The 26,997-nt window shown below is 61.2% G+C and carries 26 protein-coding genes; 22 read left to right on the top strand and 4 right to left on the bottom strand.

Translation table 11 applies throughout. The features are described 5' to 3' along the window. Nucleotides 1-81 precede the first annotated feature (81 nt). A complete protein-coding gene (locus tag B5F28_RS11715; RefSeq protein WP_158097594.1) occupies nucleotides 82-852 on the bottom strand; it encodes a heparan-alpha-glucosaminide N-acetyltransferase domain-containing protein in 771 nt (256 codons plus the stop codon). 231 nt (nucleotides 853-1,083) lie between these two features. Between B5F28_RS11715 and B5F28_RS11720 the strand changes: the two genes are divergently transcribed. The 11 genes from B5F28_RS11720 to rsgA all read left to right on the top strand — a co-directional run bounded on the left by B5F28_RS11720 (nucleotide 1,084) and on the right by rsgA (nucleotide 12,640). Further along, entirely contained in the window at nucleotides 1,084-1,962 is an 879-nt protein-coding gene (locus B5F28_RS11720; protein WP_087296070.1) for a YicC/YloC family endoribonuclease, read from the top strand. A 12-nt stretch (nucleotides 1,963-1,974) separates the two neighbouring features. Continuing rightward, on the top strand, nucleotides 1,975-2,253 hold the full coding sequence (gene remA / locus B5F28_RS11725; protein WP_087184296.1) for an extracellular matrix/biofilm regulator RemA: 279 nt from the start codon (nucleotides 1,975-1,977) through the stop codon (nucleotides 2,251-2,253). Then, on the top strand, nucleotides 2,246-2,818 hold the full coding sequence (gene gmk / locus B5F28_RS11730; RefSeq protein ID WP_087296071.1) for a guanylate kinase: 573 nt from the start codon (nucleotides 2,246-2,248) through the stop codon (nucleotides 2,816-2,818). The genes remA and gmk overlap by 8 nt, the downstream gene beginning before the upstream one ends. A 34-nt stretch (nucleotides 2,819-2,852) precedes the next feature. Then, entirely contained in the window at nucleotides 2,853-5,105 is a 2,253-nt protein-coding gene (gene priA / locus B5F28_RS11735) for a replication restart helicase PriA (RefSeq protein ID WP_087296072.1), read from the top strand. A gap of 73 nt (nucleotides 5,106-5,178) precedes the next feature. Continuing rightward, the gene (gene def / locus B5F28_RS11740; protein WP_087296073.1) at nucleotides 5,179-5,709 is read left to right on the top strand and encodes a peptide deformylase; all 531 of its coding nucleotides are present in this window, start codon (nucleotides 5,179-5,181) and stop codon (nucleotides 5,707-5,709) included. Further along, nucleotides 5,709-6,623 carry a methionyl-tRNA formyltransferase gene (gene fmt / locus B5F28_RS11745; RefSeq protein ID WP_087296074.1) on the top strand — a complete coding sequence of 305 codons (915 nt, stop codon included), beginning with the start codon at nucleotides 5,709-5,711 and terminating at the stop codon, nucleotides 6,621-6,623. The genes def and fmt overlap by 1 nt, the downstream gene beginning before the upstream one ends. A gap of 24 nt (nucleotides 6,624-6,647) precedes the next feature. After that, nucleotides 6,648-7,952, top strand: a complete 1,305-nt coding sequence (gene rsmB / locus B5F28_RS11750; protein ID WP_087296075.1) for a 16S rRNA (cytosine(967)-C(5))-methyltransferase RsmB — start codon at nucleotides 6,648-6,650, stop codon at nucleotides 7,950-7,952. A gap of 3 nt (nucleotides 7,953-7,955) precedes the next feature. After that, a complete protein-coding gene (rlmN, locus tag B5F28_RS11755) occupies nucleotides 7,956-8,996 on the top strand; it encodes a dual-specificity RNA methyltransferase RlmN (RefSeq protein WP_087184301.1) in 1,041 nt (346 codons plus the stop codon). Next, on the top strand, nucleotides 8,993-9,733 hold the full coding sequence (locus tag B5F28_RS11760; protein WP_087296076.1) for a Stp1/IreP family PP2C-type Ser/Thr phosphatase: 741 nt from the start codon (nucleotides 8,993-8,995) through the stop codon (nucleotides 9,731-9,733). Before rlmN ends, B5F28_RS11760 begins: the two co-directional genes overlap by 4 nt. Before the next feature lies 1 nt (nucleotide 9,734). Beyond that, a complete protein-coding gene (gene pknB, locus B5F28_RS11765; RefSeq protein ID WP_087296077.1) occupies nucleotides 9,735-11,660 on the top strand; it encodes a Stk1 family PASTA domain-containing Ser/Thr kinase in 1,926 nt (641 codons plus the stop codon). A gap of 104 nt (nucleotides 11,661-11,764) precedes the next feature. Continuing rightward, nucleotides 11,765-12,640 (top strand): ribosome small subunit-dependent GTPase A, encoded by an 876-nt coding sequence (rsgA, locus tag B5F28_RS11770; RefSeq protein WP_087296078.1) that lies wholly within the window; start codon nucleotides 11,765-11,767, stop codon nucleotides 12,638-12,640. Between the two features lie 97 nt (nucleotides 12,641-12,737). Here the strand turns inward: rsgA and B5F28_RS11775 are convergent, their stop codons facing one another. Next, nucleotides 12,738-13,217, bottom strand: a complete 480-nt coding sequence (locus B5F28_RS11775; RefSeq protein WP_087296079.1) for a DUF2798 domain-containing protein — start codon at nucleotides 13,215-13,217, stop codon at nucleotides 12,738-12,740. 232 nt (nucleotides 13,218-13,449) lie between these two features. Between B5F28_RS11775 and B5F28_RS11780 the strand changes: the two genes are divergently transcribed. From B5F28_RS11780 to B5F28_RS11800, 5 genes are all read left to right on the top strand, one after another. After that, a complete protein-coding gene (locus B5F28_RS11780; protein ID WP_087296080.1) occupies nucleotides 13,450-14,100 on the top strand; it encodes a thiamine diphosphokinase in 651 nt (216 codons plus the stop codon). Between the two features lie 278 nt (nucleotides 14,101-14,378). Further along, entirely contained in the window at nucleotides 14,379-15,893 is a 1,515-nt protein-coding gene (locus tag B5F28_RS11785; RefSeq protein ID WP_158097595.1) for a DUF3794 and LysM peptidoglycan-binding domain-containing protein, read from the top strand. Between the two features lie 18 nt (nucleotides 15,894-15,911). After that, nucleotides 15,912-17,387: a stage IV sporulation protein A gene (spoIVA, locus tag B5F28_RS11790; RefSeq protein ID WP_087296082.1), complete on the top strand. Its 1,476-nt coding sequence runs from the start codon at nucleotides 15,912-15,914 to the stop codon at nucleotides 17,385-17,387. A 344-nt stretch (nucleotides 17,388-17,731) separates the two neighbouring features. Further along, nucleotides 17,732-19,609 carry a polysaccharide biosynthesis protein gene (locus tag B5F28_RS11795; RefSeq protein WP_087296083.1) on the top strand — a complete coding sequence of 626 codons (1,878 nt, stop codon included), beginning with the start codon at nucleotides 17,732-17,734 and terminating at the stop codon, nucleotides 19,607-19,609. Between the two features lie 30 nt (nucleotides 19,610-19,639). Further along, a complete protein-coding gene (locus B5F28_RS11800) occupies nucleotides 19,640-20,230 on the top strand; it encodes a sugar transferase (RefSeq protein ID WP_087296084.1) in 591 nt (196 codons plus the stop codon). 95 nt (nucleotides 20,231-20,325) lie between these two features. On the opposite strand, the gene B5F28_RS11805 is transcribed toward B5F28_RS11800, so the two are convergent. Then, on the bottom strand, nucleotides 20,326-20,910 hold the full coding sequence (locus B5F28_RS11805) for a DUF4364 family protein (RefSeq protein ID WP_087296085.1): 585 nt from the start codon (nucleotides 20,908-20,910) through the stop codon (nucleotides 20,326-20,328). Nucleotides 20,911-20,946: 36 nt separating this feature from the next. After that, nucleotides 20,947-21,900, bottom strand: coding sequence for a S1 RNA-binding domain-containing protein (locus tag B5F28_RS11810; RefSeq protein WP_087296086.1), 954 nt, complete (start codon nucleotides 21,898-21,900; stop codon nucleotides 20,947-20,949). Nucleotides 21,901-22,058: 158 nt separating this feature from the next. Here B5F28_RS11810 and B5F28_RS11815 point away from each other — a divergent pair, with 158 nt between their 5' ends. From B5F28_RS11815 to B5F28_RS11840, 6 genes are read left to right on the top strand one after another with little or no spacing between them, the layout of a single operon-like run. Further along, nucleotides 22,059-22,244, top strand: coding sequence for a DUF951 domain-containing protein (locus tag B5F28_RS11815; RefSeq protein ID WP_058965125.1), 186 nt, complete (start codon nucleotides 22,059-22,061; stop codon nucleotides 22,242-22,244). A gap of 45 nt (nucleotides 22,245-22,289) precedes the next feature. Continuing rightward, on the top strand, nucleotides 22,290-23,366 hold the full coding sequence (prfA, locus tag B5F28_RS11820) for a peptide chain release factor 1 (RefSeq protein WP_087296087.1): 1,077 nt from the start codon (nucleotides 22,290-22,292) through the stop codon (nucleotides 23,364-23,366). 5 nt (nucleotides 23,367-23,371) lie between these two features. Further along, nucleotides 23,372-24,391 (top strand): L-threonylcarbamoyladenylate synthase, encoded by a 1,020-nt coding sequence (locus B5F28_RS11825; RefSeq protein WP_087296088.1) that lies wholly within the window; start codon nucleotides 23,372-23,374, stop codon nucleotides 24,389-24,391. After that, on the top strand, nucleotides 24,388-24,987 hold the full coding sequence (coaE, locus tag B5F28_RS11830) for a dephospho-CoA kinase (protein WP_087296089.1): 600 nt from the start codon (nucleotides 24,388-24,390) through the stop codon (nucleotides 24,985-24,987). Before B5F28_RS11825 ends, coaE begins: the two co-directional genes overlap by 4 nt. Continuing rightward, a complete protein-coding gene (locus B5F28_RS11835) occupies nucleotides 24,988-25,584 on the top strand; it encodes a lytic transglycosylase domain-containing protein (protein WP_247643480.1) in 597 nt (198 codons plus the stop codon). 3 nt (nucleotides 25,585-25,587) lie between these two features. Next, the gene (locus tag B5F28_RS11840) at nucleotides 25,588-26,994 is read left to right on the top strand and encodes an aminopeptidase (RefSeq protein ID WP_087296090.1); all 1,407 of its coding nucleotides are present in this window, start codon (nucleotides 25,588-25,590) and stop codon (nucleotides 26,992-26,994) included. Nucleotides 26,995-26,997: the final 3 nt, after the last annotated feature.

Here is a 26,997-nt window from a genome sequence, read left to right on the forward strand (position 1 = left end):
TGGGCCTCAAGCGGAGCTGGAAATAAAAAACAGCGCCCTTTTCTTTTGGAAAAGAGCGCTGCACAAGGCAAGGGGCAGAATTCATCTTACAAGACAAAGAGGCGAAGCGGGCGAAAGAAAAATGACGCATACCGCCATACACAAGGGCTGGTGTACCAGATAGACCGGCAGACTTTTGCGCCCCAGCCAGTCCAGCCCCGGCAGCCGGAGCCGGGCAGCCTGCTTTACATGCTCGCTGGCAAACAGAAGCGGCCGGGCAAAGTAGCCCGCCAGAAAGAGAAAATACCAGGGCAGGATGGAAAAGTAATCGCTGGAGAAAAAACCCGGAAAGGGAAAGCCCAGCACCGTGAGCAGGCGGGAGCGGTAAAGCGCGTCCGGCAGCTGCCAGAGCCGCCACGTGCCAAGGCCCAGCCAGCCCTGGTTCACCGGCCAGAACACCGCCAGCAGCACAAGACTCATCGCAAGGCCTGCAGCCGCCCACCGGCCATTCAGCAGCCGGTCCACCGGAATGGTGAGCAGCGTGGCGCAGCCCAGGAAGGTGAGTACCCCGCACCACACCGCCTGGTCCGGTACCGCGATCAGGGTCACGGCAGTGATCAGCAGCCCGCAGCCGTTGAGCACAAGCCCCCGACGCAGCGCGTGACGCCTGCCCCAGTGCCAGCACAGGCCGCTGATGAAAATGAAGGAGCAGCAGATGCACCGCTCCCACACCCGCACCGGCCACCGGGCGGGCCACAGCGGATCGAAGCCCCAGATCACATAGACATCAAATAAAAGATGGTACAGCACCATGTTGGCCAGTGCCAGGCCCCGCAGCCCGTCGATCAGATGCCAGCGTTCCCTCGTCTGCATGAAAAATCCTCCCCAAAGCCGGAAAATCAACGCATCCATTGTAATATAAGGCGGCGGGCAAAACAAGGGCGGCCGGGCACGGAGCGATAAAAAACTTGCAATGAAGCGCCAAACCGAGTAGAATAATAGCATGTATATTTAAATGGGGAAATATGTCCGCAGCCGGTTTCAGGCCGGGCAGACCCCGGCGATTTCAATAACGATCCTACAGGGAACGAGGTGCCTTTATCAATGGCTTTGAGCATGACCGGCTACGGCCGCGGCGAAGCAATCCTGAACGGACGGGACATCACCGTCGAGATCAAAAGCGTAAACTCCCGTTATTTTGAGTATTCCTCCCGCATCCCCCGCAGCTGTGCCTATCTGGATGATAAGCTGAAAAAGCTGCTCAGCGCAAGCATCAGCCGGGGCAAGGTGGAGCTGAGCCTGCAGATGCAGAGCGTGGGCAGCCAGGATGTGGCGGTGGAGGTGGATCTGCCTTTGGCCAGAAGCTATGCCGACGCACTGGCCGCTCTGGCCGAGCAGCTGGGCGTGAAGAACGACGCCACCGCCAGTCTGATCGCCCGCTACCCGGATGTGCTGAGCGTGCGCCACGCGGATGTGGACGAGGAGCAGCTGTGGCAGGATGTGAGCCAGGTGTGCACCATCGCGCTGGAAAACTTCGTGGCCATGCGGGCCGTGGAGGGCGAGAAGCTGAAGGCGGACGTGATGGGCCGCCTTGCCACCATCGAGGCCAACGTGGGCAAGGTGGAGGAAGGCAGCGCCGAGCGGGTGCAGGCCTACACCCAGAAGCTGTACACCCGCCTGCAGACCATCCTGCAGGATCAGAACATCGACGAGGCGCGCATCCTCACCGAGGCCGCCATCTTCGGTGACAAGACCGCGGTGGACGAGGAGACGGTGCGCCTGCGCAGCCACATCGCCCAGTACCGTGAGATTCTGGAAAGCGACGGTCCGGTGGGCCGCAAGCTGGACTTTTTGACCCAGGAACTGAACCGGGAAACCAACACCATCGGCTCCAAGTGCCAGGACATCGCCATCACCCGCATCGTGGTGGACACCAAGGCCGAGATCGAGAAGATCCGCGAGCAGATCCAGAACATCGAGTAAGGAGAGCCAAGCATGAAACTGATCAACATCGGCTTTGGCAACATGGTCAGCGCCAACCGGCTGATCGCCATCGTGAGCCCGGAATCCGCGCCCATCAAGCGCATCGTACAGGAAGCGCGGGATAAGGGCTCCCTCATCGACGCAACCTACGGCCGCCGTACCCGTGCGGTCATCATCATGGACTCGGACCATGTGATCCTGTCTGCCGTGCAGCCGGAGACCGTGGCCAACCGTCTGAACGACACCGACGATGCCGAGGATGAAATGGAGGACGAACTGGACAATGAATAAGGAACGCCATCTGATCGTAATTTCCGGGCCTTCCGGCTCCGGCAAGGACACGGTGGTCAAGCGGCTGATGGAGCTGCACCCGGAGATCGAGGTTTCGGTTTCCGCCACCACCCGCCCCATGCGCTCCGGCGAAAAGGAAGGGGTAAACTACTTCTACCTGAGCCGCGAGGAGTTTGAACGCCGCATTCAGGCGGGTGAGATTCTGGAGTACGCGGAATACTGCGAAAACTACTACGGTACCCCCAAGTCCGAGGTGGACAAGCGCATTGAAAACGGCATTACCGTGATTCTGGTCATCGAGGTGATCGGCGCGGGCAACATCAAGAAGCTGTACCCCGATGCGGTGACCATCTTTGTTCGGCCGCCCAGCTACGGCGAGCTGGAGGAGCGGCTGCGGGGCCGCGGCACCGAGACCGAGGAATCCATCAAAAAGCGCCTTGCCCGTGCGGTGGAGGAGATGGAGTACGCGGTGGACTACAACGAGGTCGTGATCAACGACACCGTGGACGAGTGTGCCGAGGAGATCTACGGCCTGATCCAGAAATATCAGCAGGAAGAAGAGTGACCCGCCCCCGGCGGGCGGAAGGGAGCGCGGCGCGGTGCTGCAAACAGTCCAGGTGGCAGTAAGCGGCGCCACGTTTCATTTTGATAAGCTCTATACCTATCTGGTGCCCCCCACACTGGCCCATCCGGTGGTTCCGGGGGGCATGGTGCTGGTGCCCTTCGGCCGGGGCAACAAGCCCCGCATGGGCGTTGTGCTGGCTGTGGGTCAGCAGGAGGAGGCGGGCCGCTGCAAGGAACTGTTCGACGCAGCGCCGGAAAACGCTCGCCTCACCGACGAGCTGCTGGGTCTGGTGCGCTTTTTGAAGGAGCGCACCTTCTGCACCTGGTACGAGGCGGTCAAGGCCATCATCCCCTATGGGGCCCAGTATAAACCGGCGGAAACGGAAAACGGCCCCCGGCTGCAAAAGCAGCTGGTGCGCCATACCGAGCCGGAATATTCCCTTGCAGGGCCTTTGCCCGAAAAACCAAAGCCCACCGCCAAACAGCAGGCGGCAGTGGCGGCGCTGCAAAGCGGCCCGCTGCCCCAAAGTGCGCTGGCTCAGCTGGGCCTGAGCCGCGCTGTGCTGGATAATCTGTGCGAAAAGGGCGTGCTGCAAAAGCGGCAGGTGGATAAGGTGCTGGACCTGTTCAGCCACATTCCCCAGACAAACGACCCCATCCTCCTCAGTGAGGAACAGCAGCAGGTGTACGACGGGCTGTGCGCCCAGATGGCGCAAAACAAGCCCAGTGCCGCCCTGCTCTACGGGGTGACCGCCAGCGGCAAAACGCTGGTGTTTTTAAAGCTGATTCAGCGCACGCTGGAGTTGGGCAAGACTGCTCTGGTGCTGGTGCCGGAGATCAGCCTGACCCCCCAGATGATCCGCCGCCTGAAGCAGACCTTCGGCGGGCGGGTGGCGGTGCAGCATTCTGCTCTCAGTCACACCGAGCGCCTGCTGCAATGGCAGATGATCCAGGCCGGCGGGGCCGACATCGTGGTGGGCACCCGCAGTGCGGTATTCGCGCCGCTGAAAAACATCGGCCTCATCGTGTTGGACGAAGAGCAGGAGCACACCTACCGGTCGGAAAGCGCACCCCGCTTCGATGCCCGGGAGGTGGCCAAGCGCCGGGCCGTGGACCACGGCGCTCTGGTGCTGTTCGCTTCGGCCACCCCCAGTGTGGAAAGCTACCAAGCCGCGCTGGAGGGCCGCTATACCCTGTATAAGCTCACCCGGCGTTATGCGGGTCAGCCGCTGCCCGCGGTGGAAATGGTGGATATGCGCGCCGAACTGGCCGCCGGAAACTCCGGCAGCATCAGCACCGCGCTGGCCGGGCGCATCCGCCAGACCCTGACCCGGGGCGAGCAGGCGATCCTGCTGCTCAACCGGCGGGGCTACAAAACCGTGGGCATGTGCTCCAGCTGCGGGCAGGTGATCAAATGCTCCAGCTGCAGCGTCCCCATGGTGTATCATAAATCTGAAAACAAGCTGCTTTGCCATTACTGCGGCAAGGCGATTTCCCTGGTGCCCACCGTCTGCCCGGAATGCGGCGGAAAGGTGCGCTACACCGGCTTCGGCACCCAGCGGGTGGAGGAGGAGCTGGTCGAGCTGTTCCCGGACGCCCGGGTGCTGCGTATGGACCAGGACTCCACCAGCCAGAAGAACGCCCACGAGAACATGCTGGCGGCTTTCGCCCGGGGCGAATACGACATCATGCTGGGCACCCAGATGGTGGCCAAGGGACTGGATTTTGAAAAGGTGACCCTGGTGGGCGTGCTTGGCATCGACTCGCTGCTCTTTTCCCAGGGGTTCCGGGCGGTGGAGAATGTGTTCTCGCTGGTGACCCAGGTGATCGGCCGTTCCGGCCGGGCCGGGGCCGCGGGCCGGGCGCTGATCCAGACCATGGACCCGGAAAATTCCACCCTGAATCTGGCGGCGGCCCAGAACTACGAGGCCTTTTTTGATCAGGAGATCATGTTCCGCAAGATCTGCCTGTATCCGCCCTTCTGCAGCGTCTGCATCGCTGCCTTCAGTGGCGCGGACGAAAACCGCACCATGCAGGCGGCCGCCCGCTTTGCCCGGCTGCTGGGCGCCGAGGCCAGCGCCCATCCGGGCATGCCGCTGCGAATTCTTGGCCCCGCGCCCATGAACATCGTCATGGTCAAAGACCGCTACCGCTACAAGCTCACCATCAAATGCCGCAACGACCGGGCCTTCCGCCAGGTGCTGGGCAGGGTGCTGGCGGCTTACAGCGACGAGGGCTTGCCGTCCAAAGCGTCGGTGACGCTGGACTTCAATTCCGACGGCGACTGATCCCCTCGAGAATCTTTCATCAACCAATCTCGCCGGCCTTCCCGCCGGCTCATTTTAAGGAGGATAAACTTCTATGGCTCTGCGTACCATCGTGCAGGACGGCGATCCCATTCTGAAAAAAGTCTGCCGCCCGGTGACTAATTTTGACGACCGTCTGGCAACTCTGCTGGACGATATGAAAGAAACCCTGATCGACGCAGGCGGTCTGGGCCTGGCCGGCCCCCAGGTGGGCGTGATGCGCCGCCTGTTCATCGCGCTGGACGAGCGCGACCTGCCGGAGGATGGCACCATGCCCGAGGGCTACGAGCCCAAGTTCATCGAGTGCATCAACCCGGAGATCCTGGAGGAGTCCGAGGATGAGGTGACCCTGTACGAGGGCTGCCTGTCCTTCCCGGGCCACAACGGCGCCATCAGCCGCCCCCGCAAGGTGAAGCTCCGCGCCCAGGACCGCCACGGCGAGACCTTCGAGATGGAGGCCGAGGAGATGCTGGCCCGCTGCTTCTGCCACGAGACCAACCATCTGGACGGCATCACCATCATGGACCTGGCCGACCATTTCTATGAGGACGATTACCCGGACGAGATCGAAGAGGACGAGGAATAATGCGCATTCTGTTTATGGGCACGCCGGACATTGCCGCTGCCAGCCTGGCTGCCGTTCTGGAAGCAGGGCATGAGGTGTGCGGCGTGTTCACCCGCGAGGATAAGCCGGTGGGCCGCAAGCAGATCCTCACCGCTCCGCCGGTCAAACAGCTGGCGCTGGAGCATGATCTGCCGGTCTACCAGCCCAAGACCCTGCGCACCGAGGAGGTGCAGCAGCAGATCCGGGACCTGGCCCCCGAGCTGATCGTGGTGGTGGCCTATGGCCGCATCCTGCCGCCGGAGGTGCTGTGCGTGCCGCCCAAGGGCTGCATCAACCTGCACGTTTCGCTGCTGCCCAAGTATCGTGGCGCTGCGCCGGTGCAGTGGTCGGTGATCAACGGCGACAAGGAGACCGGCGTCTCCATCATGTATCTGGACGAGGGCCTGGACACCGGCGACATTCTGAACGTCGCCCCGGTGACCATCGGCCCCGAGGAGACCAGCGGCGAGCTGTTCGAGCGCATCACCGCCCAGGGTGCTAAAACCCTGGTGGAGACCATTGCCTCCATCGCCGAGGGCACTGCCGTGCGCACCCCCCAGGACCACAGCAAGGCCACGCTGGCCCCGCCCCTGACCAAGGAGATGGCCCGCTTTGCCTTTGACCAGCCTGCCCAGAAGCTGCACGACCTGGTGCGGGGCATGAACCCCTGGCCGGTGGCCTACTTTGAGCAGGAAGGCAAAAAGATCAAGCTACGCAAAAGCCATGTGGCCGCCGGAAGCGGGGCGCCCGGCACTGTACTGAGCATCAAACCCCTCACCATCGCCTGCGCCGAGGGTGCGCTGGAGCTGGACGAGGTGGTGCCGGAGGGCTCCAAGCCCATGGCGGGCTCCGCCTGGGCGGCGGGTCGACGCCTGAAAGCGGGCGACCGGCTGTAATTTCACCATTGGAGGAACACGTTTATGGATAAAGCCCGCCGCATCGCGGTTCAGGCACTGGTCCGCCAGGAGGAGAGCGGCTTTGCCAATCTGGTATTGAACGCAGTCCTGGAGCATCAGGACCTGACCGGCCGGGACCGGGCCTTCGTGAGCGCCCTGTTTTACGGCGTCACCGAGCGGCTGCTCACTCTGGACTGGGCGCTGGCCCGCTGTCTGAGCCGCCCGCTGGCCAAGCTGGACCCCCAGGTGCGGGCCATCCTGCGCAGCGGTCTGTATCAGGCCCGCTACATGCAGGTGCCCCGCGCGGTGGCGGTGAACGAGTCGGTGAGCCTGTGCCGCGCGCTGAAAAAATCCAGCGCCGCCGGGCTTGTGAACGCGGTGCTGCGCAAGGCCGTGACCCAGGACCCGGCTTCGGCCTCCTTCAAAACCGAGGCCGAGCGGCTGAGCATCCGGTATTCCGTGGGCCTGCCGGTGGTAAAATTGATTCAAAAAAATTATCCCGAAGAATGCGAGCAGATTCTGCAGGCATTCTTTGAAGCACCCCGGGTGGCCCTGCGGTGTAACCCGCTGAAAACCACACCCGCCCAGCTGACCGAGCTGCTGGAAGCAGAGGGCGTGGAGGTGGAACCCGGCTGGCTGGAGAACACCCTGCTGGCCAAGTTTACCGGCAGCCCAGCGGCCACCGAGTCCTTCCGGCAGGGGCTTTACCATGTGCAGGGCCAGGCCTCCCAGCTGGCGGCTTATAGCCTGCAGGCAAAGCCCGGGGAAAAGGTGCTGGATCTGTGCGCCGCGCCGGGCGGCAAGACCCTGACCATCGGCGAGGACATGGAGAACACCGGCACCCTCATCAGCTGCGATGCGGTGGAAAGCCGCCTGCCGCTGATCGAAAAGGCCGCCGCCCGCGCGGGCCTTGCCAATGTAACGGTGCTGCACAACGACGCGTCGGTCTACCGGGAAGAGTTTGCCGGGGCGGACCGTGTGCTGTGTGACGTGCCCTGCTCCGGCCTTGGCATCATCGCCAAAAAGCCGGACATCCGCTACAAAACCATGGACGGGGTGGAGCAGCTGCACGAGCTGCAGGCGAAGATTCTGGCCACCGCCGCTCGTTATGTGAAAGAGGGCGGCCGCATCGTGTATTCCACCTGCACCATCGACCCGTGGGAGAACCAGAACATCGTGCGGGCCTTTTTGGAGCAAAACGCCGCTTTCCGGCTCGTCCAGCCCCCCTTCGTGCCCGAAGGAGCACGAGTGGAGGACGGCATGCTGACCCTGTTGCCGGGCAAGGCCGGGCCGGACGGATTTTTCATTGCCATTATGGAGAAGTTGTGAACCATGCAGAAAACCTGTATCTCATCCTACACCCTTGAGCAGCTGGCCGAGCGGCTGAAGGCCATGGGCCAGCCCGCCTTCCGGGCAAAACAGATTTTTCACTGGCTGCACCAGAAGCTGGTCACCGAATTTTCGGCCATGACCGACCAGCCCAAGGCGCTGCTGGCAAAGCTGGAAGAGGAGTACTACATTGCGGCTCCCGTCATCCAGCGGCGGCAGCAGTCCAAGGACGGAACCGTGAAATATCTTTTCCGCCTGGCGGACGGCAACTGCATCGAGACGGTGGTAATGCGCTATAATTATGGTAATACCGTGTGTGTGTCCACCCAGGTGGGCTGCCGCATGGGCTGCCGGTTCTGCGCCTCCACTCAGGCGGGCCGGGTGCGCAACCTGGAGGCCGGAGAGATCGCGGCGGAGATCTACGCCGCCCAGAAGGACATCGGCGAGCGCATCTCCCACATCGTGCTCATGGGCATCGGCGAACCACTGGACAACTTCGACAATGTGATGGATTTTCTCACCATCATTTCCAGCCCCGAGGGCGTGAACATCGGCATGCGGAACATCAGCCTGTCCACCTGCGGCATTGTGCCCCAGATCGACAAGCTGGCGGAAAAGAAGCTGCAGCTCACCCTGTCCATCTCGCTGCACGCGCCCAACAATGCCATGCGCAGCCAGATGATGCCGGTGAACGACGCATACCCGGTGGAGGAGCTCATCGCCGCCTGCCGCCGCTACCAGAAGGTCACCGGCCGACGCATCAGCTTTGAATATTCCATGGTACGGGGCGTGAACGACAGCCCTGCCACCGCCAAGGAGCTGGCGAAGCTCATCCGGGGCATGGGGGCCCATGTGAACCTGATCCCCATCAACCCGGTGGACGGCAGCCCCTACTCCGCCACCGACGCGGAGAACGTGAAGCGATTCCAGAACATGCTCACCGATTTAGGGGTGAACGCCACCGTGCGCCGCCGCCTGGGCAGCGATATCAGCGCCGCCTGCGGCCAGCTGCGGCGGGAGGCAGCAAAGGAGGAACAGCCATGAAACTGGCCGGCAAAACCGATATCGGCAGCTGCCGCAATGAAAATCAGGACAATTACCGGGCCGCCCGCCTGCCGGACGACACCGTCTGGGCCGTTGTGTGCGACGGCATGGGCGGCGCGGCATCGGGTCAGCTGGCGGCACAGATCGCCACCGATACCATGGAGTCCTGCTTTGCAAGCGGTTTAAAAAACCTGCCCAAGGGTCAGGAGCGTGCCTTCCTGATGCATTGCGTCACTCAGGCCAACCGGGCCATTTACAACGAGGCCCAGGCCCACCCGGAAAATAAGGGGATGGGCACCACCGCTGTGTGCTGCCTGGTGCGGCACGACACTCTGCACGTGGCCCACGTGGGCGATTCCCGCGCCTACCTGTGCCGGGACGGGCAGATCAGCCAGCTCACCCGGGACCATTCCATGGTACAGGAGCTGGTGGAGGCAGGGCGGCTGACCACCGAGGAGGCCGAGAACTACCCTCACAAAAACCTCATCACCAAGGCGCTTGGGGTGGAGCCCGGTGTGCAGGCGGATTATTCCAGCATGTCTGCGCAGCCCGGCGACGTGATCCTCATGTGCAGCGACGGGCTTTCCGGCGTGGTGCCGGATGGTCAGCTGCTGGCTATCATCCAGCACAATCCGTTTTTCACGGTGCCGCGGCGGCTGGTGGAGCAGGCGCTCCAGGCAGGCGGGCAGGACAACATCACCGCCCTGCTGATCGAGGTAGAGCAAACGGAGGACTGAGATGGATCAACTGATAGGCAAAAAGCTGGACGGCCGCTACCTGCTGGAGGAACTGGTGGGCGTGGGCGGTATGGCCAACGTTTATAAAGGTGTGGACCTGAAAAACCAGCGTGTGATCGCGGTGAAGGTCCTGCGGGAGGAATTTCTGGAGAATCCGGAGCTGGTCTACCGGTTCAAGAATGAATCCAAGGCCATCTCCATTCTGGACCACCCGGGCATCGTGAAGGTGTTCGATGTGTCGGTCACCGACAAGCTCCAGTACATCGTGATGGAATACATCGACGGCATCACCCTGAAGGAGTACATGACCCGGCGGGGCGAGCCTCTCACCTGGAAAGAGGTGGTGCATTTCACCGAGCAGATTCTGGATGCCCTGGATCATGCCCACCGGAAAGGCGTGGTCCATCGGGACATCAAGCCCCAGAACATCATGCTGCTGGCCGATGGCAAGGTCAAGATCATGGACTTCGGCATCGCCCGCTTCTCCCGCGCCGAGAGCCAGATGGTGAGCAACAAGGCCATCGGTTCGGTGCATTACATCAGCCCCGAGCAGGCCAAGGGCGACGTGACCGACGCCAAGGCAGACATCTATTCCGTAGGCATCATGCTGTACGAGATGCTGTCCGGCAAGCTGCCTTTTGAATCGGACGACGCGGTCTCGGTGGCCATCAAGCAGATTTCAGACAAGGCTGTCCCTCTGGGACAGATTGCACCGGATGTGCCCCAGGCACTGCAGGATATTACCGCCCGGGCCATGGCGAAGGACCCGAACCGGCGATATCCCAGCGCCCGCGCTATGCTGGAGGACATTGAGGAATTCAAGCGCAACCCCAGCATCCGGTTTGAGTATGAGTATTTAACTGAGGATTCGCCGTCGAGGTATATTGACAAGGTGGTTAAACAAAGCAGACCCGGCTCCGGTCAGAACGAGCCGCGGCGCACCGGTCAGCGTTCCACACGCACCGGCAGCCAGCAGGCTTCCCGCAGTGCTCAGAGCCGCCCCACGGGTACCCAGAGCCGGAAAAAGAAGAAAAAAAGCATCGGTCTGCTGCCGGTGCTGGCGGGCATGGCCACGGCCTTCGCTTTGGGCTCCGCCATTCTGTGCTTTATGATCTTCGCGAACTCCACCAATCCCCTGTTCAGCAGCAAGGAGGACGTGGAACTGCCCGATTTCACCGGCATGAACTGGGAGGAAGTAAAAGCCCAGTATAATGACAAGCTCAGTCTGACCGCTGAGATGGTGAACAGCAGCGAGACCGAAGAGGGCATCATCATCAGCCAGTCGCCCCGCGGTCCCCGTACCGTGAAGGAGGGCCAGAAGGTCACCCTGAAGGTGAGCATTGGTACTCTGTATGTGAACATCCCCTCGGTGAACGGCTGGACCGCCGCCGAAGCGGAGGAGGCTCTGAAGAACGAGGGCCTGCAGGTCCGCCGGATCAATGAGGCGGATGATACCGTGCCCGAGGGCAGCGTGATCCGCACCGATCCTGCCAACGGCGAGCAGGTGGCCAGCGGCTCCACCGTGACCATGTATGTGAGCCAGAAGAAGGTGGATCTGGAGCGCTCGGTGCCCCAGCTGATCGGCCTGACCGAGGCGGACGCACAGAAGGCGCTGACCGCCAGCAACCTTCGCACCGGTACCCGCACCGAAGCCTACAGCAGCGAGTACGAGGCCGGCCGCGTGATTGCCCAGACCTACGAGTCGGGCGCGTTGGTGCGCATCAACACCACGGTGGGCTACACCGTGTCTCTGGGACCGGAGCCCACGCCGGAACCGACCCCGGAACCCACGCCCGAGCCTACCCCGGAACCTACGCCTGCGCCCACTCCGGCCGCGACCATGCCGCCGGTGGTGGTAACTCCGGATCAGGGCAACAATGGCAACAGTGCCAATCAGGGGCACCAGCAGGAGCACGGAGACGATTGATCCTGCCGGAAACGAATGTAACATAACATGAGGGCCGGGCCGTAAATCTGCGGCCCGGCTCTTTCCAATGGCACGAACCAAGCAAACGGGGAAAGGAATTCACTATGCCGGAAGGATATATCAAAAAAGGGATCGGCGGTTTCTACTATGTGCAGTGCGGCGATGAGCTGCTGGAATGCAAGGCAAAGGGTATCTTCCGCAAGCGGGGCATTACCCCGGTGGCGGGCGATCGGGTCACGGTGGAGGTGGAGAACGGCGGCAATGTGATTGCTGAGATCGCTCCTCGCCGCAACGTATTCGTACGGCCGCCCATTGCCAATCTGGATGTGCTGTTTATCGTGGCCAGCACCACCCAGCCGGTGCCCAGCACCCTGGTGCTGGATAAGCTCACCGCCATCGCGGTGGACAAGGAGGTCCAGCCGGTGCTGGTGTTCACCAAGGGCGATCTGGCCAGCACCGAAAAGCTGATGGAAGCCTATGCGCTGTCCACTTTGCCGGTGGTGATCGTAGACCACGCCACCGGCGGCGGACTGGAGGAGATCAAGGCCATGATCCAGGGCAAGCTCTGTGCCTTCTGCGGCAACTCCGGCGTGGGCAAGAGCACCCTGCTCAACGCCCTTCTGCCCGACCTTGCCCAGCAGACCGGCTCCATCAGCCAGAAGCTGGGCCGCGGTCGCCACACCACCCGTGAGGTGGAGATTTTCGAGGCCTTTGGCGGCTATGTGGCCGACACCCCGGGCTTTGCCAGCCTGGACACCGGCAAGGCCTGCTACATTCCCAAGGAGAACCTGCAGTACGCCTTCCCGGAATTTGCACCCTACGTGCATGAGTGCAAGTTCACCGGCTGCGCCCACCGGGCCGAAAAGGGCTGCGCGGTGCTGGAGGCCCTGAAGGAGGGCAAGATCAGCCAGAGCCGGTACGACAGCTACGCCGCCATGTACGACGAAGTGAAGGACATCAAGGACTGGGAACTGCGCTGACGGCTTTCGGGAAAGCAATCAAATAAAAAACGCCCCGCGTCTGCCGTTTTTGACAGGCGCGGGGCGTTTTGTTGAAAAGAAAGGCAGCAGGCGGAAGTTATTCCGCAGAAGAAGGATTGCTCCGGCGGAACAGCAAACGAAATAAAAACCTTACCAGCGGTCCGCAGAAAAAGATCTGCCAGAAAAACGCCATGGGGAAGTTGCAGGCAACGGTCTGCAGCCAGCAGGGCACAAATTCCCATCCCGGTCGCTTGAAAATCACGGTGGCCCAGAAGCTCATAATGGGACACATGAAAGCCACCGTGATGCTGGCACGGGCCAAAATCACAAAAACAGGCCGGTCCACTGCCGGGTCCACCAGCCGGAAGGCAATGCGCGGAGCGAACCGGTCCACAAAGCAGAAGCCCATCACAAAGCAGATGGGAAAGATGATCAGCGTCTCCGGCAATGCGGCCAGAATACCCGCGTTGGTCAGCCCGCCCATACGCAGGCCGGTGTTGTACAGCTCCATGGCCAGTACCATGAACAGGGTCATCAGCAGACCATACACCAGTTCTTCCAGTTTTGTCTTCGGCATAATAGAAACACTCCTTCTTAAAAATAAGAAAACGGCCCAGTCCATCGGATGAATAGACTACGCCGTAACGAATTATTTCTATTGTGCCAGACTCATGGCAGTTTTCTGTTTGGCTTTATTATACCACTGCGTTTGGCAAAATGCAAAGGCCGGTTTGCATCCCGGGCGGCAGTGTGGTACAATCAGGCGTAAGCTCTGCCGCCCCAAAGGGAGGCGCGGAAAGGAGAATCGTATGCAGCAAACACGATGCGTGATCGTCTCGGCCGCACCGCTTGCACCCTCCATGAAGAAACTGCTGCGGCCCGGCGACTGGCTGATCGCCTGCGACGGGGGCTACCGGAGCACCCGGCAGATACTGGAACGGGAGCCGGATGTGATCCTGGGGGATTTCGACAGCGCACCTCCGCCGGAGGGGACCGGTGCCGTGGTGCTGCCCCGGGTCAAGGACGATACGGACACCCACTATGCTGCCAAGCTGGCGGCGGAAAAGGGGTTTTCCCAGGTGCTCATGCTGGGGGCGCTGGGCGGACACCGGCTGGAGCATACACTGGCCAACATCGGCACCGGCCTATGGCTGGAAAAGCAGGGCATACAGGTGATGCTGGCCGATGAGGACAGCCTGCTCTGCTACCTGATGCCCGGCAAAAGCCTGGAGCTGCCCTACGAGCCGGAGGAATACTTCTCGGTGCTGCCGCTGGAGGGCAGGGCCGAGGGAGTGTGCGAGCGGGGGGCTAAGTACACGCTGGAGGATGCCACCCTCACCACGGTGGATTTTCCGCTGGGGGTAAGCAATGAGACTATGCCCGGCGGCGCCACCATCACAGTACGAGAGGGCACTTTGCTGGTGATCCGCACCAAAAAGGACCACCAACTGGACTACTGATGCACAAATTCCAGGGCGGATGGATATACTGGAGCAAAACCATCAGCCACAAGGGAGGGAAGAGGCAATGCAAGTGATCGTGGTCAAAAGCCCCAAATGCCTGGCAGGAGTGCTGCGGGCGCTGTTTAAAATCAAAAAGGAAAACTGAATCCAACCCGATGAGAGGGCCCGCTGCCTGGAAAAAACCAGGCGGCGGGCCTTTTGTCTGCAAAAAGGGGTATGGCTTGCCCACCGCGCGCATATACATGGGACTAGAAACGCGCGAAAGGGGCGAAAAAATGGAATTGAAGGTATTCAGGGACTCGCTGTCCGCCATGGGGAGCCTGTGCGAAACCAAGGCAGAGCTTCCGGTGGAGGCGGAGATCCTTATTCCGGATTATCTGCCGCAGGTGTTCAAGATCATAAAATGCTTCGTCTACCTGGTGCCGCTGCAAAAACAGATCACGGCCGGCCGCCTTACCGTGGACGGCTACCTGCGGTGTGTGGTGTATTACCAGGCCGAGGAGGACCAGAGCCTGTGTCAGACCGAACAGAAACTGCCCTTCACCCGGGCGATGGACCTGCCGGAGGGGGATTACTCCGGCTACAGCGTTCAGGTGGGCGGTCAGCTGGAATATCTGAACTGCCGTGCGGTGAACCAGCGTCGGGTGGACCTGCGGGGGGCCTATGCCCTCAGCGCCCGGGTGGCCTGCCGCACCGATCAGGAGGTGATCACCGCTCTGGCGGACTGCGGCATCGAGCAGCGGATGGAATCGGTGGAGGGCGTCAAGTGTCTGGCCAGTCTGGACAAGATGATTACCGCGGAGGAACAGCTGCAGTTTGCCCAGCCGCCCCAGGCCATTCTGGATGTGGCCGGAGTGGGCCAGGTGGAGGACGTGAAGCTGATTTCCGGCAAGGCAGTGGTCAAAGGTGCCATCCAGGTGAGTCTTTTGTACCGCACTGGGCCCGGCTATCAGATGGAGCAGACCCAGCAGCGGGTACCCTTCAATCAGATTCTGGACCTGGAGGGTGTACCGGAGGACAGCGAGTGCTTTGCATCCGCCGAGCTCACCGGCTGCACCGTGATGGCTGCGGCCCAGGAGAACGGGCATACCATCACCGCCACCGCAGCGCTGCATCTGCGGGTGTGGCGTAAAAATGAGTGCTATCTGGTCAGCGATGCCTTCTCTACGCAGTACGAGACTCAGGTGAGCAGCCAGCGTATCCTCACCGAGCAGCTGTTCCAGACCCTCAGCCAGGAGTGCGAAGCCCAGACCGGCGGCGCGCTGCCGGATGAGGAAGCCCAGATCATCCACTGCTTTGTGCTGCCCGGCCTGCCGGAGCTGAGTGCTGTGGGGCAGGGGGTACAGCTGAGCGGCCGGGCCAGCGCCCATGTGTTCTGTATGAACTCGCTGGGCGAGATCGACTGCTACGACAAGAGCTTTGAATACACGCTCAGCCCACCCTGGCCGGGCAGTCCGGAGGAGTACCGCTGCGAGTGCTGGCCTACCGTCACCGACATCGATGTGCGCAAGAATGGGGCCGAAATGACCCTGAGCGCCCGCATCCGGCTGGACGGTCTGGTGTTCAAGCGCAGCTGGCAGACGGCGCTGGAGCAGGTGGAGTGCGGCGAGGCACTGGAGCAGCCGGAGCCGGACATCGCGCTGCGCATCTATTACGCAGCCCCCGGCGAGGATGTGTTTGAGATCGCCAAGCGGTACCATGTGTCACCGGCGGCCATGCTGAAAAGCAACCAGCTGGAGGACACCCGCATCACCCAGGCGGCCCGGCTGCTGGTGCCGGCCAGCATGTGAAAGGAGGGGAGGAATCCAATGGAAACCCAGGGCGTTTACAAGGACATCGCAGCCCGTACCGGCGGCGATATTTACATCGGTGTGGTGGGCCCGGTGCGCACCGGCAAGAGCACCTTCATCAAAAAATTCATGGAGGAGCTGGTGCTGCCCCAGCTTACCAGCCCGGCGGTGAAAAACCGGGCGCGGGACGAACTGCCCCAGTCCGCCGCAGGGCGCACCATTATGACCACCGAGCCCAAGTTCATCCCGGAGACTGCCGTCACCATCGAGCTGGAGGGGGGCGGCAGCTTCAAGACCCGGCTCATCGACTGTGTGGGCTACATGGTGGAGGGGGCCATGGGCCATGAGGAGGACGAAAAGCCCCGCATGGTGAAGAGCCCCTGGTTCGAGGAGGAGATTCCCTTCGACCAGGCTGCCCAGACCGGCACCCGCAAGGTGATCCGGGAGCATTCCACCATCGGGCTGGTCATCACCACCGACGGCTCCATCAGCGACATTCCCCGGGAAAAATACCAAGCGGCGGAGGCTCAGGTCATCGCCGAGCTGGACGAGATCAACAAGCCCTTTGTGATTCTGCTCAACTGTGTGGACCCTCATAAGCCGGATGTGTACCAGCTGGCCCAGCAGATGGAGCAGGAGTATGGCCATACTGTTATCCCGGTCAGCTGCCTGGACCTGGACCGGGCGGCTATCGGTAAGATTCTGCAGAGCGTGCTCTATGAGTTCGAGGTGAAGGAGATCGCCTTCGCCATGCCCAAGTGGATCACCATGCTGGAGCCGGACCACTGGCTGCAGCAGCAGGTCTACGCGGCGGCCCGGGAATACGCGGACTCGGTGGCTCAGATGAAGGATGTGGCCTGCCGGGAGGACCCGGTGCAGTGCGAGGCGCTGAAGACCTCCCGCATCCGCTCGCTGGAGCTGGCCACCGGCCGGGTGGTGCTGGAGCTGGAGCTGCGGCCGGAGATCTTCTATCAGGTGCTGGGCGAGACCACCGGGCTGGAGATCTGCGACGAGGCCAGTCTGATGCCCTGCATCATCGGTCTTGCCCGGGCCAAGCGGGAGTACGAGAAGATTCGCAGCGCGCTGGAACAGGTGGAGGCCACCGGCTATGGCATCGTGATGCCCACCATCAGCGAGCTTCGGCTGGAGGAGCCGGAAATCGTGCACCAGGGCGGCCGCTATGGGGTACGGCTGCGGGCCAGCGCGCCCTCCATCCATCTGCTTAAGGCCACCATCAACACCGAGATTTCGCCCATCGTCGGCTCGGAAAAGCAGTCGGAGGAACTGGTGGTCAGCCTGCTGCACGACTTTGAGCAGGACCCGTTGAAGATCTGGCAGTCCAACATCTTCGGCAAAAGCCTGCATGAGCTGGTGAACGAGGGGCTGCAGAACAAGCTGCTGCACATGCCCCAGGAGGCCCGTGCCCGTCTGCAGGAAACTCTGGAACGGGTGATCAACGAGGGCTGCACCGGACTGATCTGTATTATTTTGTGACAAAAATGGTTTTCGGGAAAAAGCCGCCGTATCGGCAAAATACGGCGGCTTTTTTGTGTAAAAACGGTGCAAACTAATCCCAATGAGGCAAATCAGCTGCGAAAACATTGATTCTTTGGTGAAAATAGTGTAAAATTACAAGAAAAACAAGGGGTAGCACTGCGCCTTTTTGCCGCCCGGTCGGGGCGGTGTCGTGCCGGATGACAGGCATTTTGTCTTATCAGGGTCGTGGAGCTATTCGGAACAATGGGGCATGGTGTCCTGTGGATTGCCGGCAGGGCACTATTTGTCGCGCCCGGGGTCCGGCTGAAAACAAAAACAAAGTTTGGTGATAGAATTTGTCAATGAAGATCGGTGCGATCCTGAGCAGATTCCGCAAGCAGATTCTGATGCTGTTCGACATCTGCGCTCTCACGGTCTGCTATCTGGCCCCCTGGGTGTTGATCAGCGGCCGCGCGCCCTACGCGCAGTATTCCAGCCTGCTGGTGGCCAGCTGCTTTTTGTTCGTCTGCTGCTTCGAGATCGTCTACGGCCTGATGGGCATGTACGACAGCCTGTGGCGTTACGCCGAGGTGGTGGAATTCTTCCGGCTGTGTACCGGCTCGGCCATTGCGATTTTCCTGTTTGTGGCCAGCTCACTGCTCATCTTCCAGGGAACGGGAAGTCAGGTGCCCGTCTCCGTTTATTTCCTCAGTGCCATGTTCTCGGCGGGTGTGACCATGTATTCCCGCCTGGTGTACCGGATGTACCGGAATGTGAAGCTGGGCAAAAAGGGCGCCCATAAGGCACGCCGCACCCTGCTCATCGGCGCAGGCGACGCGGCCAGCACCCTTCTGCATGAGCAGTTCAAAAAGCCCAGCCCGGACATGAACATCATCTGCTGTGTGGACGACGCGCCGGAAAAGCAGGGCCGCTACATCATGGGCATCCAGATCATGGGTACCACCGAGGACATCCCCGAGATCGTGGAGCAATGTGAGATCGAGAGCATTCTGCTGGCTATCCCCACCATGGATGAGGAAAACAAACGCCGGGTGCTGTCCATCTGCAACAAGACCAAGTGCAACATCAAGATCCTGCCGGACATTGTGAAGATGATCACCGACGGCAAGGACCTTGCCTCCCGTATCCGCGATGTAAAAGTGGAAGACCTGCTGGGCCGGGAAGAGGTGCAGCTGTCGGTGCGGATCGCGGAATTTCTGCGGGGCAAGCGGGTCATGGTCACCGGCGGCGGCGGTTCCATTGGTTCCGAGCTGTGCCGCCAGATCGCATCCTGTGAGCCCAAGGAGCTGCTCCTGGTGGATATCTACGAAAACAGCGCCTATGCCATCCAGCAGGAGCTGCGCCGCAAATACGGCGATAAGCTGGATCTGCAGGTGCAGATCGCCTCGGTGCGTGATTCCAAAAAGATGGATGCACTGTTCGAGCACTATCGCCCCGAGATCGTGTTCCATGCCGCTGCTCATAAGCATGTTCCTCTGATGGAGGACAGCCCGGAAGAGGCGGTGAAGAACAATGTGTTCGGCACCTTCAACGTGGCCAGCTCGGCGGACCGGTACGGGGCCGAGCGGTTCGTGCTGATCTCCACCGACAAGGCGGTGAACCCCACCAACGTGATGGGCGCCACCAAGCGCGTGTGCGAGATGATCGTGCAGGCCATGGCCCAGCGAAGCAAGACCCGGTTTGCGGCGGTGCGCTTCGGCAACGTGCTGGGGTCCAATGGTTCGGTGATCCCTCTGTTCAAGGATCAGATCGCCTGCGGCGGCCCGGTCACCGTGACCCACCCGGATATTGTGCGCTATTTCATGACCATCTCCGAGGCGGTGAGCCTGGTGCTGGAGGCCGGTTCCATGGCCACCGGCGGCGAGATCTTCGTGCTGGATATGGGTAAGCCCATGCGCATTCTGGATCTGGCCGAGAACCTGATCAAGCTTTCCGGCTTCATTCCCTACAAGGACATTCAGATCGTCTTCACCGGCCTGCGCCCCGGCGAAAAGCTGTTTGAGGAGCTGCTGATGGACGAGGAGGGCCTGCGCAAAACCGAAAACCGGAAGATCTACATCGGCGCGCCCCTCAAGCTGAACAACCAGACCTTCTTCGATCACCTGATGACCCTGAAGCAGATCGCCTACACCAACAACAGCGACAATCTGGTGCAGGCGCTCATCGACATGGTGCCCACCTTCCACCACAAGACCAACTGTGGGCAGGAACCCGCCTGATGAGGCGAGACCAGCTAGGAGGAATGTTTCATGTATCGCAATGTGATCAAGCGTGTGATTGACTGGGTGCTTTCGCTCTGTGCCATTGTTGTGCTGTCGCCCCTGCTGGCGATTCTGGCCCTGTGCGTCAAGTTTTCGTCCCCGGGGCCGGTACTTTTCTGCCAGAAGCGGGTGGGCAAGGGCAAGACCTACTTCCAGATTTATAAGTTCCGCAGCATGCGCACCGATACCCCCAAGGATATGCCCACGCATCTGTTGGAAAACCCGGATGCCTTTATCACGCCCATCGGCCATTTCCTGCGTAAGACCAGCCTGGACGAGCTGCCCCAGCTGTTCAACATCTTCAAGGGCGAGATGAGCATTGTGGGCCCGCGCCCTGCTCTCTGGAATCAGGACGACCTGATTGCCGAGCGGGACAAGTACGGTGCCAACGACTGCGTGCCCGGCCTGACCGGCTATGCCCAGATCCACGGCCGCGACGAGCTGCCCATTCCCAAAAAGGCGGAGCTGGACGGCTACTATGTTCAGCACCTGAGCTTCGGGTTGGATGTGAAGATCTTCTTCGGCACCATCCGCAGCGTGCTGCACCACGAGGGCATCGTGGAAGGCAAGCAGCCCTGATTGATTGACGGATAAAAAAGAAAAACCGCCGCTGTGCATTCACCTTGCACGGCGGCGGTTTTGTTTGTGTTCGTTTAAAAGGGAAGAGGAGAAAATCAGCCCTTGGCGGCACTGTCCGGCTCCTCCTGCCGGGTGGAATCGGTGGTCATGGTTTCCAGAAGCAGGGCATAGATCTCGCTGCCCTTCTCGATGAAGGCGTTTTTTACCATTTCAGCGGTCAGCGGGTCCGGCAGGGTGAAGGAAAGACCAAACACCTCGCTGCCCAGTTCGTTGATGGAGCAGTGCACCACATAGCCCTGGTCGGTTTTGGTCACCTGGGTCTGATGCTGGGCGGCCTTGCGCACCCATTGCTGCGCCCGGATTACCGCGCGAATGGCGGTTTCCCGCACGCTGCGGGGCAACAGGTCAAAGCCCAGCTCATCGGTCACCGAGATCCCCTTAGGGGTGATATGATAGCCGCCGTTCTCATTCACGGTCACAAGCCCCTGATCCTCCAGGTCGGCCAGACTTCCGGCCAGCTCGAAATAATTCACCAGCTGCTCGCCCAGCAGCGCGTTTTCTATATCCTGCCGGCACAGGGGCGCGGCGGTGCGAATCAGGTAGCACAAAAGGATGCTCACCTGGGAGCGGTCGGTCAGGCCGCCCGGCTTTACGCCAAAGGTAAATGCATTTCCGGCCACAGCAAACACTTCCTTTTCTTAGGTGTACTGTTACTATTATAAAAGGATTTGTTCACCTGCGCAAGGCCCGGCGGCCGCCATCACCTCAGATTTAAATTCCGTCTCAATGTGCTTGCGGCTGAAGGGGGTGGAATAGACCCAGCGATCAATGTGCCCGCTGGTCCGGGTGTAGGGCAGGGCAAAGCGCAGAGGCTCGCTCAGCTCCCGGTTCACGATCACCAGCTTCAGTTTCATCTTGTCCGGCAGGATGCTCTTGATGTAAACGCTCACCGGCTGACCCAGCCGCAGCCCGTCGGTGCGCTCGGCAAGGCCCGCCAGATTGGGGGCGATTTCAATGAATACGCCGTAGTCCTCGATGCTCCGCACAATGCCCACCACCGTTTCGCCCACGGCAAACCGGCCCGCGTTTTCCTCCCAGGTGCCCAGCAGCTCCCGCAGGCTCAGCACCAGCCGGCCCTGGTCATCCCGGCTTTTGATCACGCAGAACAGGTCCTCCTCCAGCTGCACCCGGTCCGCCGGGCTCTGGATGCGGGAGACCGAAAGACAGTCGATGGGCAAGAGCGCGCTGATGCCGCAGCCCACATCACAGAAGGCCCCGAAGGGCTCGATGTGGGTCACCCGGCAGGGCAAGATGTCCCCGGGCTGCAGCCGATCCAGATATTCCTCCCGGCAGCGGCGCTGGGCCATCCGGCGGGAAAGCCGCCAGGCTCCGTCCGCCCCGGGTGCTTCCAAAATCACGAAACAGGTGGGCCGCCCCACCCGGGTGAGCACCGCGATCTCCCGCACCTGGCCGGAGTCAATGCCGTCGGCACAGTCGTCATGCTCCATATAGGCGGGCTGGCCGTTCAAATTCAGCCGAAGCCGCTGCTGACGGTCGAAGGCAAGAGCCGTAGCCTGCAGCACCTCACCCTGAGCCTGCGCCTGGGCCAGTTGAGAGGGGCTAAGTTCGCATGCGGGGCGGCAAAGCCCCTCCGGTTTATATTCCACCATGAATCCTCATCCTCATTTCTACTGGTTTCAGATTGCGGCCGTGGCCGCTTAAAAAAATATATGCACCCCTTGGGCGGGATATTTGCAAATTCCGCAAGATAGGGTATAATGTATTAGTTAACGGCTGTGTGCCGCAAAAACACAAAAGGAGGCCGCCTATGGACGTTCGCGTTGGGGATCAGATCCTCACCAAAAAGCCCCATCCCTGCGGAGCAAGCTGCTTCGATGTGCTGCGGGTGGGTATGGATTTCAAGATCCGCTGCACCGGCTGCGGCCGCGAGGTCATGGTGCCCCGGGCCAAGATCGAAAAGAACATCAAAAAGATCCTGCGCGGCGAGGAGTAGCGGCGGGCGTTTCTTTGCATTTTTACAAAAAAGGAGAAACTGCCCATGCTGGATAAACTGCGCGATGTGCGCCTTCGCTACGACGAGGTGAACCGCCGTCTGCAGGACCCCGCCACCGTCAGCGACAACAAGCTGTTCCGGGACCTGATGCGGGAATACAAAAATCTCACGCCCCTGATCGAGGCGATGGACGAATACGAACAGGCCGAGGAAGCCTGCCGCGAGGCGAAGGAGCTGCTGGACGAAGGTGGCCTGGAGCCGGACTTTAAGGAAATGGTACAGCAGCAGCTGACCGAAAACAAGGAAAAGCTGGAGCCTCTGGAGCAAAAACTCAAGCTGCTTTTGCTGCCGAAGGACGAAAACGACGGAAAAAACGTGATCGTGGAGATCCGCGGCGGCGCGGGCGGCGAGGAAGCGGCCCTGTTTGCCCACAGCCTGTTCCGGATGTACAGTATGTATGCCGCCTCCAGGGGCTGGACCTACGAGGTGCTGAGCCTGAACGAGACCGAGCTGGGCGGCATCAAGGAGATCGTGTTCTCGCTGCAGGGCGAGGGCGCATACAGCCGCCTGAAATTCGAGAGCGGCGTGCACCGGGTGCAGCGGGTACCGGAAACCGAGACCCAGGGCCGCATCCATACCTCCACCGTCACCGTGGCAGTTATGCCCGAAGCGGAGGAGGTGGATCTGGAGCTGGACATGAACGATCTGAAGATCGATACCTTCCGTTCCTCCGGCGCGGGCGGTCAGCACATCAACAAGACCTCCAGCGCCATCCGGGTGACCCACCTGCCCACCGGCATGGTGGTGGAATGCCAGGACGAGCGCAGCCAGTACAAAAACAAGGACAAAGCCCTGAAGGTACTGCGCAGCCGCCTGCTGCAGCAAAAGCAGCAGGCCCAGAAGGATGCCATCGATGCGGATCGCCGCAGCCAGGTTGGTACCGGCGACCGCTCCGAGCGCATCCGCACCTATAACTTCCCCCAGGGGCGGCTCACCGATCACCGCATCGGGCTGACCCTGTACAAGCTGGACAGCATCATGGACGGCGCACTGGACGAGGTTTTGGATGCGCTGATCACCGTCGATCAGGCGGAAAAGCTGAAAGCGGCAGAAAAGGAATGAGTTCCATGGAAACCTTATTGGAAAAAGCAAACGAAGCCTCCATCGCCAAAGCGGCGGAGCTTCTGAAACAGGGCGAGATCGTGGCGATCCCCACCGAAACGGTGTACGGCATTGCTGCCAGCGCCTTTGACGGCAACGCCGTCAAGAAAATCTTTGAGGCCAAGGGCCGCCCCCAGGATAACCCCCTCATCGTTCACATCGATCGCATGGAGATGCTGGACGGTCTGGTAAGCCGGGTGCCGGAGGGAGCCAGAAAGCTGGCGGAGGCCTTCTGGCCCGGCCCGCTCACCATCATCATGCCCCGGGGCGACAAGGTGGCGGACGAGGTTTGTGCCGGTCTGGACACGGTAGCCATCCGCATGCCCAGCCATCCGGTGGCCCGGGCGGTCATCGCGGCAAGTGGACTGCCTCTGGCGGCGCCCTCGGCGAACCTTTCCGGCAGCCCCAGCCCCACCTGCGCCCATTATGTAATGAGCGATATGGACGGCCGTCTGCCTCTGATTCTGGACGGCGGCGACTGCCAGGTGGGTGTGGAATCCACCGTTATCACCCTGGCGGGGGATACCCCCGTGCTGCTGCGCCCCGGCTACATCACCAAGGAACAGATGGAGCAGGTGCTGGGCGAAGAGGTTGTTTTGTCCGGCGCGATTCTGGCAAAACTGAAGGAAGGGGAGACCGCCCGTTCCCCCGGAATGAAGTATAAGCACTATGCCCCCAAGGCGGAGGTGACCATCGTCAAGGGAGATTTGGCCGCTTTTGCCGCCTATGTGGAGCAGCATAAGACCGAGCATACCCTCTGCCTGTGCTTTACCGGCGAGGCAGGGCAGCTGCCGGTGCCCTGTGTGGAATACGGCGCACAGGACAGCGGGGCCGAGCAGGCCCACGCCCTGTTCACTGCTCTGCGCCGGCTGGATGAGCTGGGCGCAAAGCAGGTGTTTGCCCGCTGCCCGGCGGATACCGGCGTATCGCTGGCGGTGTATAACCGGCTGCTGCGCGCCGCCGCCTTCCGGGTGGTGGAATCATGAGGACCATCGGCATCACCGGCCGGTCCGGCTGTGGCAAATCCACCGTTTCGGCCCATTACCGGGCCCTGGGCTACCGGGTAGCGGATGCGGACCTGGTGGCCCGGCAGGTGCTGGAACCGGGCTCTGCCTGTATCCCGTTGCTGGTGGAGCAGTTTGGCGCGGACATCCTGGACGAATCGGGCGGCATTCAGCGCCGCCTGCTGGCAGACCGGGCCTTTGCCCGGCCGGATGGCTCCCAGCGTCTGGTGAGCATCACCCACCCGGAGATCGTCCGCCGTCTGCTGCAGGAGGGCGAAGAGGCCCGGCAGGCGGGGCAGGAGGTATTCTTTGTGGACGGTGCGGTCATTGTGGGCGCACCCTTTGAGCCTTATTGCGACGGGATCATCCTGGTGAGCGCACCGCTGGAGGAATCCGTCAGGCGCATTTGTGCCCGGGACGGTATTTCGGAAGAGTCTGCCCGCCGCCGGCTGGATGCCCAGCTGAGCGAGGAGACCCTGCGGGCCGCCTGCGCCTGGGAGATCCGAAACGACGGCACGCTGGCCAGCCTGCTGGAGCAGGCGGACCGGGTGCTGGAACACCTGAAAGGCGGGATGTGATTGTTGAAACGATACGGCAAGGCTCTGCTTGTACTGATGCTGGGCCTTGTGGCAGCGGTTTTGCTGGCGCTGCCGCTGATTCGCGCCGGGCTGCATAAGCTGGATCTGGCGCGCTACCCCCAAAAATATCAGGAGCTGGTGGAGCAGTATGCCCGTGAAAATCAGGTGGACCCGCTGGTGATCTACAGCGTGATCCGCACCGAAAGTGGCTTTGCCCCCAAGGCGGAGTCCAACGTGGGCGCTCGTGGCCTGATGCAGATCACCGAGGAGACTTTCTGGTGGATCAAAAGCAAAATCGCCCCAAAAGAAGAGCTGGAATTCGAGGATCTGTATGACCCGGAGACCAACATCCGCTTTGGCTCCTATTATTTTGCCGCCTGCCTGAGCCGCTACGAAAACGACCTGGCCACCGCGGCTGCCGCCTATCACAGCGGTTGGGGAACCGTGGATGGACTGCTGGAGAAGGAGGCTTATTCGGCCGACGGAGAAATCCTGCACACCTTCCCCTATGAACAGATGAAACTGTATGTGTACAAGATCACACATGCGTTCCAAAAATATCAAACGCTGTATTCCAGCGTGGAAATCGAGGGATAACCAATGAGCAAAGAAAAGACCAAGGGCCAGCAGCTGGCCGACGAGCTGTTCTACGAAGCACCTCTGGCGGCGGACAGCGCTGCCGATGCCTTTGAGAAGGCAAACGCCTTCTGCGAGGGCTACAAGACCTTCCTGGACGAGGGCAAAACCGAGCGCGAGTGCACCACCTATGCGGAGAAGATGCTGGTGGAAGCGGGCTACAAGCCCTTTGAGCCCGGCGTGGCCTACCAGCCCGGCGACAAGATCTACACCGTGAACCGTGCCAAGAGCATCCTGGCTGCCACCATCGGTACCAAGAGCATGGCCGAGGGCATGCACCTGAACATCGCCCATGTGGATGCGCCCCGTCTGGACCTGAAGCCCAACCCCCTGTACCAGAGCGCCGACCTGGCCCTGCTGCAGACCCACTACTACGGCGGCATCCGCAAGTATCAGTGGCCCACCCTGCCTCTGGCCCTGCATGGCGTTGTGTTCAAGAAGAACGGCGAGAAGGTGGAGATCAACATCGGTGAGAAGCCCGGCGATCCCGTCTTCTGCATCACCGACCTGCTGCCCCATCTGGGCGCGGACCAGAATGTCCGCAAGCTGAGCGAGGGCATCACCGGCGAGGAGCTGAACATCGTGGTTGGCTCTCTGCCCTACGAGGACGAGGAAGTGAAGGACCGGGTCAAGCTGCTCACCATGAAGCTGCTGAACGACATGTACGGCATCACCGAGCGGGACTTCAACCGGGCCGAGATCGAGGCTGTGCCCGCTCAGAAGGCCTGCGACGTGGGCTTTGACCGCGGTCTGGTGGGCGCTTACGGTCAGGATGACCGCATCGACGCTTATCCGGCTCTGGTAGCGGAGATCGAGACCAAGAACCCCGCCTTCACCACCGTCTGTGTGCTGACCGACAAGGAAGAGATCGGCTCTGACGGCCCCACCGGCCTGGCCAGCATGTATGTGTTCCACTTCATGCAGCAGCTGTGCGCTGCCCATGGTGTGGACAGCGTCACCTGCTTCAAGGCCTCCAAGTGCCTGTCTGCCGACGTGACCGCGGCTTACGATCCCACCTTCTCCAGCGCCTTCGAGCCCCAGAACAGTACATATGCAGGCAAGGGCGTGGCCCTGGCCAAGTACACCGGTTCCCGCGGCAAGGGCGGCGCGAACGATGCCAGCGCCGAGCTGGTGAGCTACTTCACCCGCATCTTCGACGATGCCGGCGTGGTATGGCAGCTGGGTGAGATGGGCAAGGTCGACCAGGGCGGCGGCGGCACCGTTGCCAAGTATGTGGCGGCTCACGACATCGACACCCTGGATGTGGGTGTGCCGGTGCTGAGCATGCACTCTCCCTTCGAGCTGGCCTCCAAGGTGGATATCTACATGGCTTACAAGGCCTTCAAGGCCTTCAACGAGGCGCAGGAGTAATTT

The organism is Gemmiger sp. An194 (assembly GCF_002160145.1).
GTDB lineage: Bacteria > Bacillota > Clostridia > Oscillospirales > Ruminococcaceae > Allofournierella.

Bases quoted from the DNA above. Each gene is read 5' to 3' on its own strand.
- B5F28_RS11715 (WP_158097594.1), bottom strand. From the start codon at position 852: ATGCAGACGAGGGAACGCTGGCATCTGATCGACGGGCTGCGGGGCCTG.
- B5F28_RS11720 (WP_087296070.1), top strand. From the start codon at position 1,084: ATGGCTTTGAGCATGACCGGCTACGGCCGCGGCGAAGCAATCCTGAAC.
- remA (WP_087184296.1), top strand. From the start codon at position 1,975: ATGAAACTGATCAACATCGGCTTTGGCAACATGGTCAGCGCCAACCGG.
- gmk (WP_087296071.1), top strand. From the start codon at position 2,246: ATGAATAAGGAACGCCATCTGATCGTAATTTCCGGGCCTTCCGGCTCC.
- def (WP_087296073.1), top strand. From the start codon at position 5,179: ATGGCTCTGCGTACCATCGTGCAGGACGGCGATCCCATTCTGAAAAAA.
- fmt (WP_087296074.1), top strand. From the start codon at position 5,709: ATGCGCATTCTGTTTATGGGCACGCCGGACATTGCCGCTGCCAGCCTG.
- rsmB (WP_087296075.1), top strand. From the start codon at position 6,648: ATGGATAAAGCCCGCCGCATCGCGGTTCAGGCACTGGTCCGCCAGGAG.
- rlmN (WP_087184301.1), top strand. From the start codon at position 7,956: ATGCAGAAAACCTGTATCTCATCCTACACCCTTGAGCAGCTGGCCGAG.
- B5F28_RS11760 (WP_087296076.1), top strand. From the start codon at position 8,993: ATGAAACTGGCCGGCAAAACCGATATCGGCAGCTGCCGCAATGAAAAT.
- pknB (WP_087296077.1), top strand. From the start codon at position 9,735: ATGGATCAACTGATAGGCAAAAAGCTGGACGGCCGCTACCTGCTGGAG.
- rsgA (WP_087296078.1), top strand. From the start codon at position 11,765: ATGCCGGAAGGATATATCAAAAAAGGGATCGGCGGTTTCTACTATGTG.
- B5F28_RS11775 (WP_087296079.1), bottom strand. From the start codon at position 13,217: ATGCCGAAGACAAAACTGGAAGAACTGGTGTATGGTCTGCTGATGACC.
- B5F28_RS11780 (WP_087296080.1), top strand. From the start codon at position 13,450: ATGCAGCAAACACGATGCGTGATCGTCTCGGCCGCACCGCTTGCACCC.
- B5F28_RS11785 (WP_158097595.1), top strand. From the start codon at position 14,379: ATGGAATTGAAGGTATTCAGGGACTCGCTGTCCGCCATGGGGAGCCTG.
- spoIVA (WP_087296082.1), top strand. From the start codon at position 15,912: ATGGAAACCCAGGGCGTTTACAAGGACATCGCAGCCCGTACCGGCGGC.
- B5F28_RS11795 (WP_087296083.1), top strand. From the start codon at position 17,732: ATGAAGATCGGTGCGATCCTGAGCAGATTCCGCAAGCAGATTCTGATG.
- B5F28_RS11800 (WP_087296084.1), top strand. From the start codon at position 19,640: ATGTATCGCAATGTGATCAAGCGTGTGATTGACTGGGTGCTTTCGCTC.
- B5F28_RS11810 (WP_087296086.1), bottom strand. From the start codon at position 21,900: ATGGTGGAATATAAACCGGAGGGGCTTTGCCGCCCCGCATGCGAACTT.
- B5F28_RS11815 (WP_058965125.1), top strand. From the start codon at position 22,059: ATGGACGTTCGCGTTGGGGATCAGATCCTCACCAAAAAGCCCCATCCC.
- prfA (WP_087296087.1), top strand. From the start codon at position 22,290: ATGCTGGATAAACTGCGCGATGTGCGCCTTCGCTACGACGAGGTGAAC.
- B5F28_RS11825 (WP_087296088.1), top strand. From the start codon at position 23,372: ATGGAAACCTTATTGGAAAAAGCAAACGAAGCCTCCATCGCCAAAGCG.
- coaE (WP_087296089.1), top strand. From the start codon at position 24,388: ATGAGGACCATCGGCATCACCGGCCGGTCCGGCTGTGGCAAATCCACC.
- B5F28_RS11840 (WP_087296090.1), top strand. From the start codon at position 25,588: ATGAGCAAAGAAAAGACCAAGGGCCAGCAGCTGGCCGACGAGCTGTTC.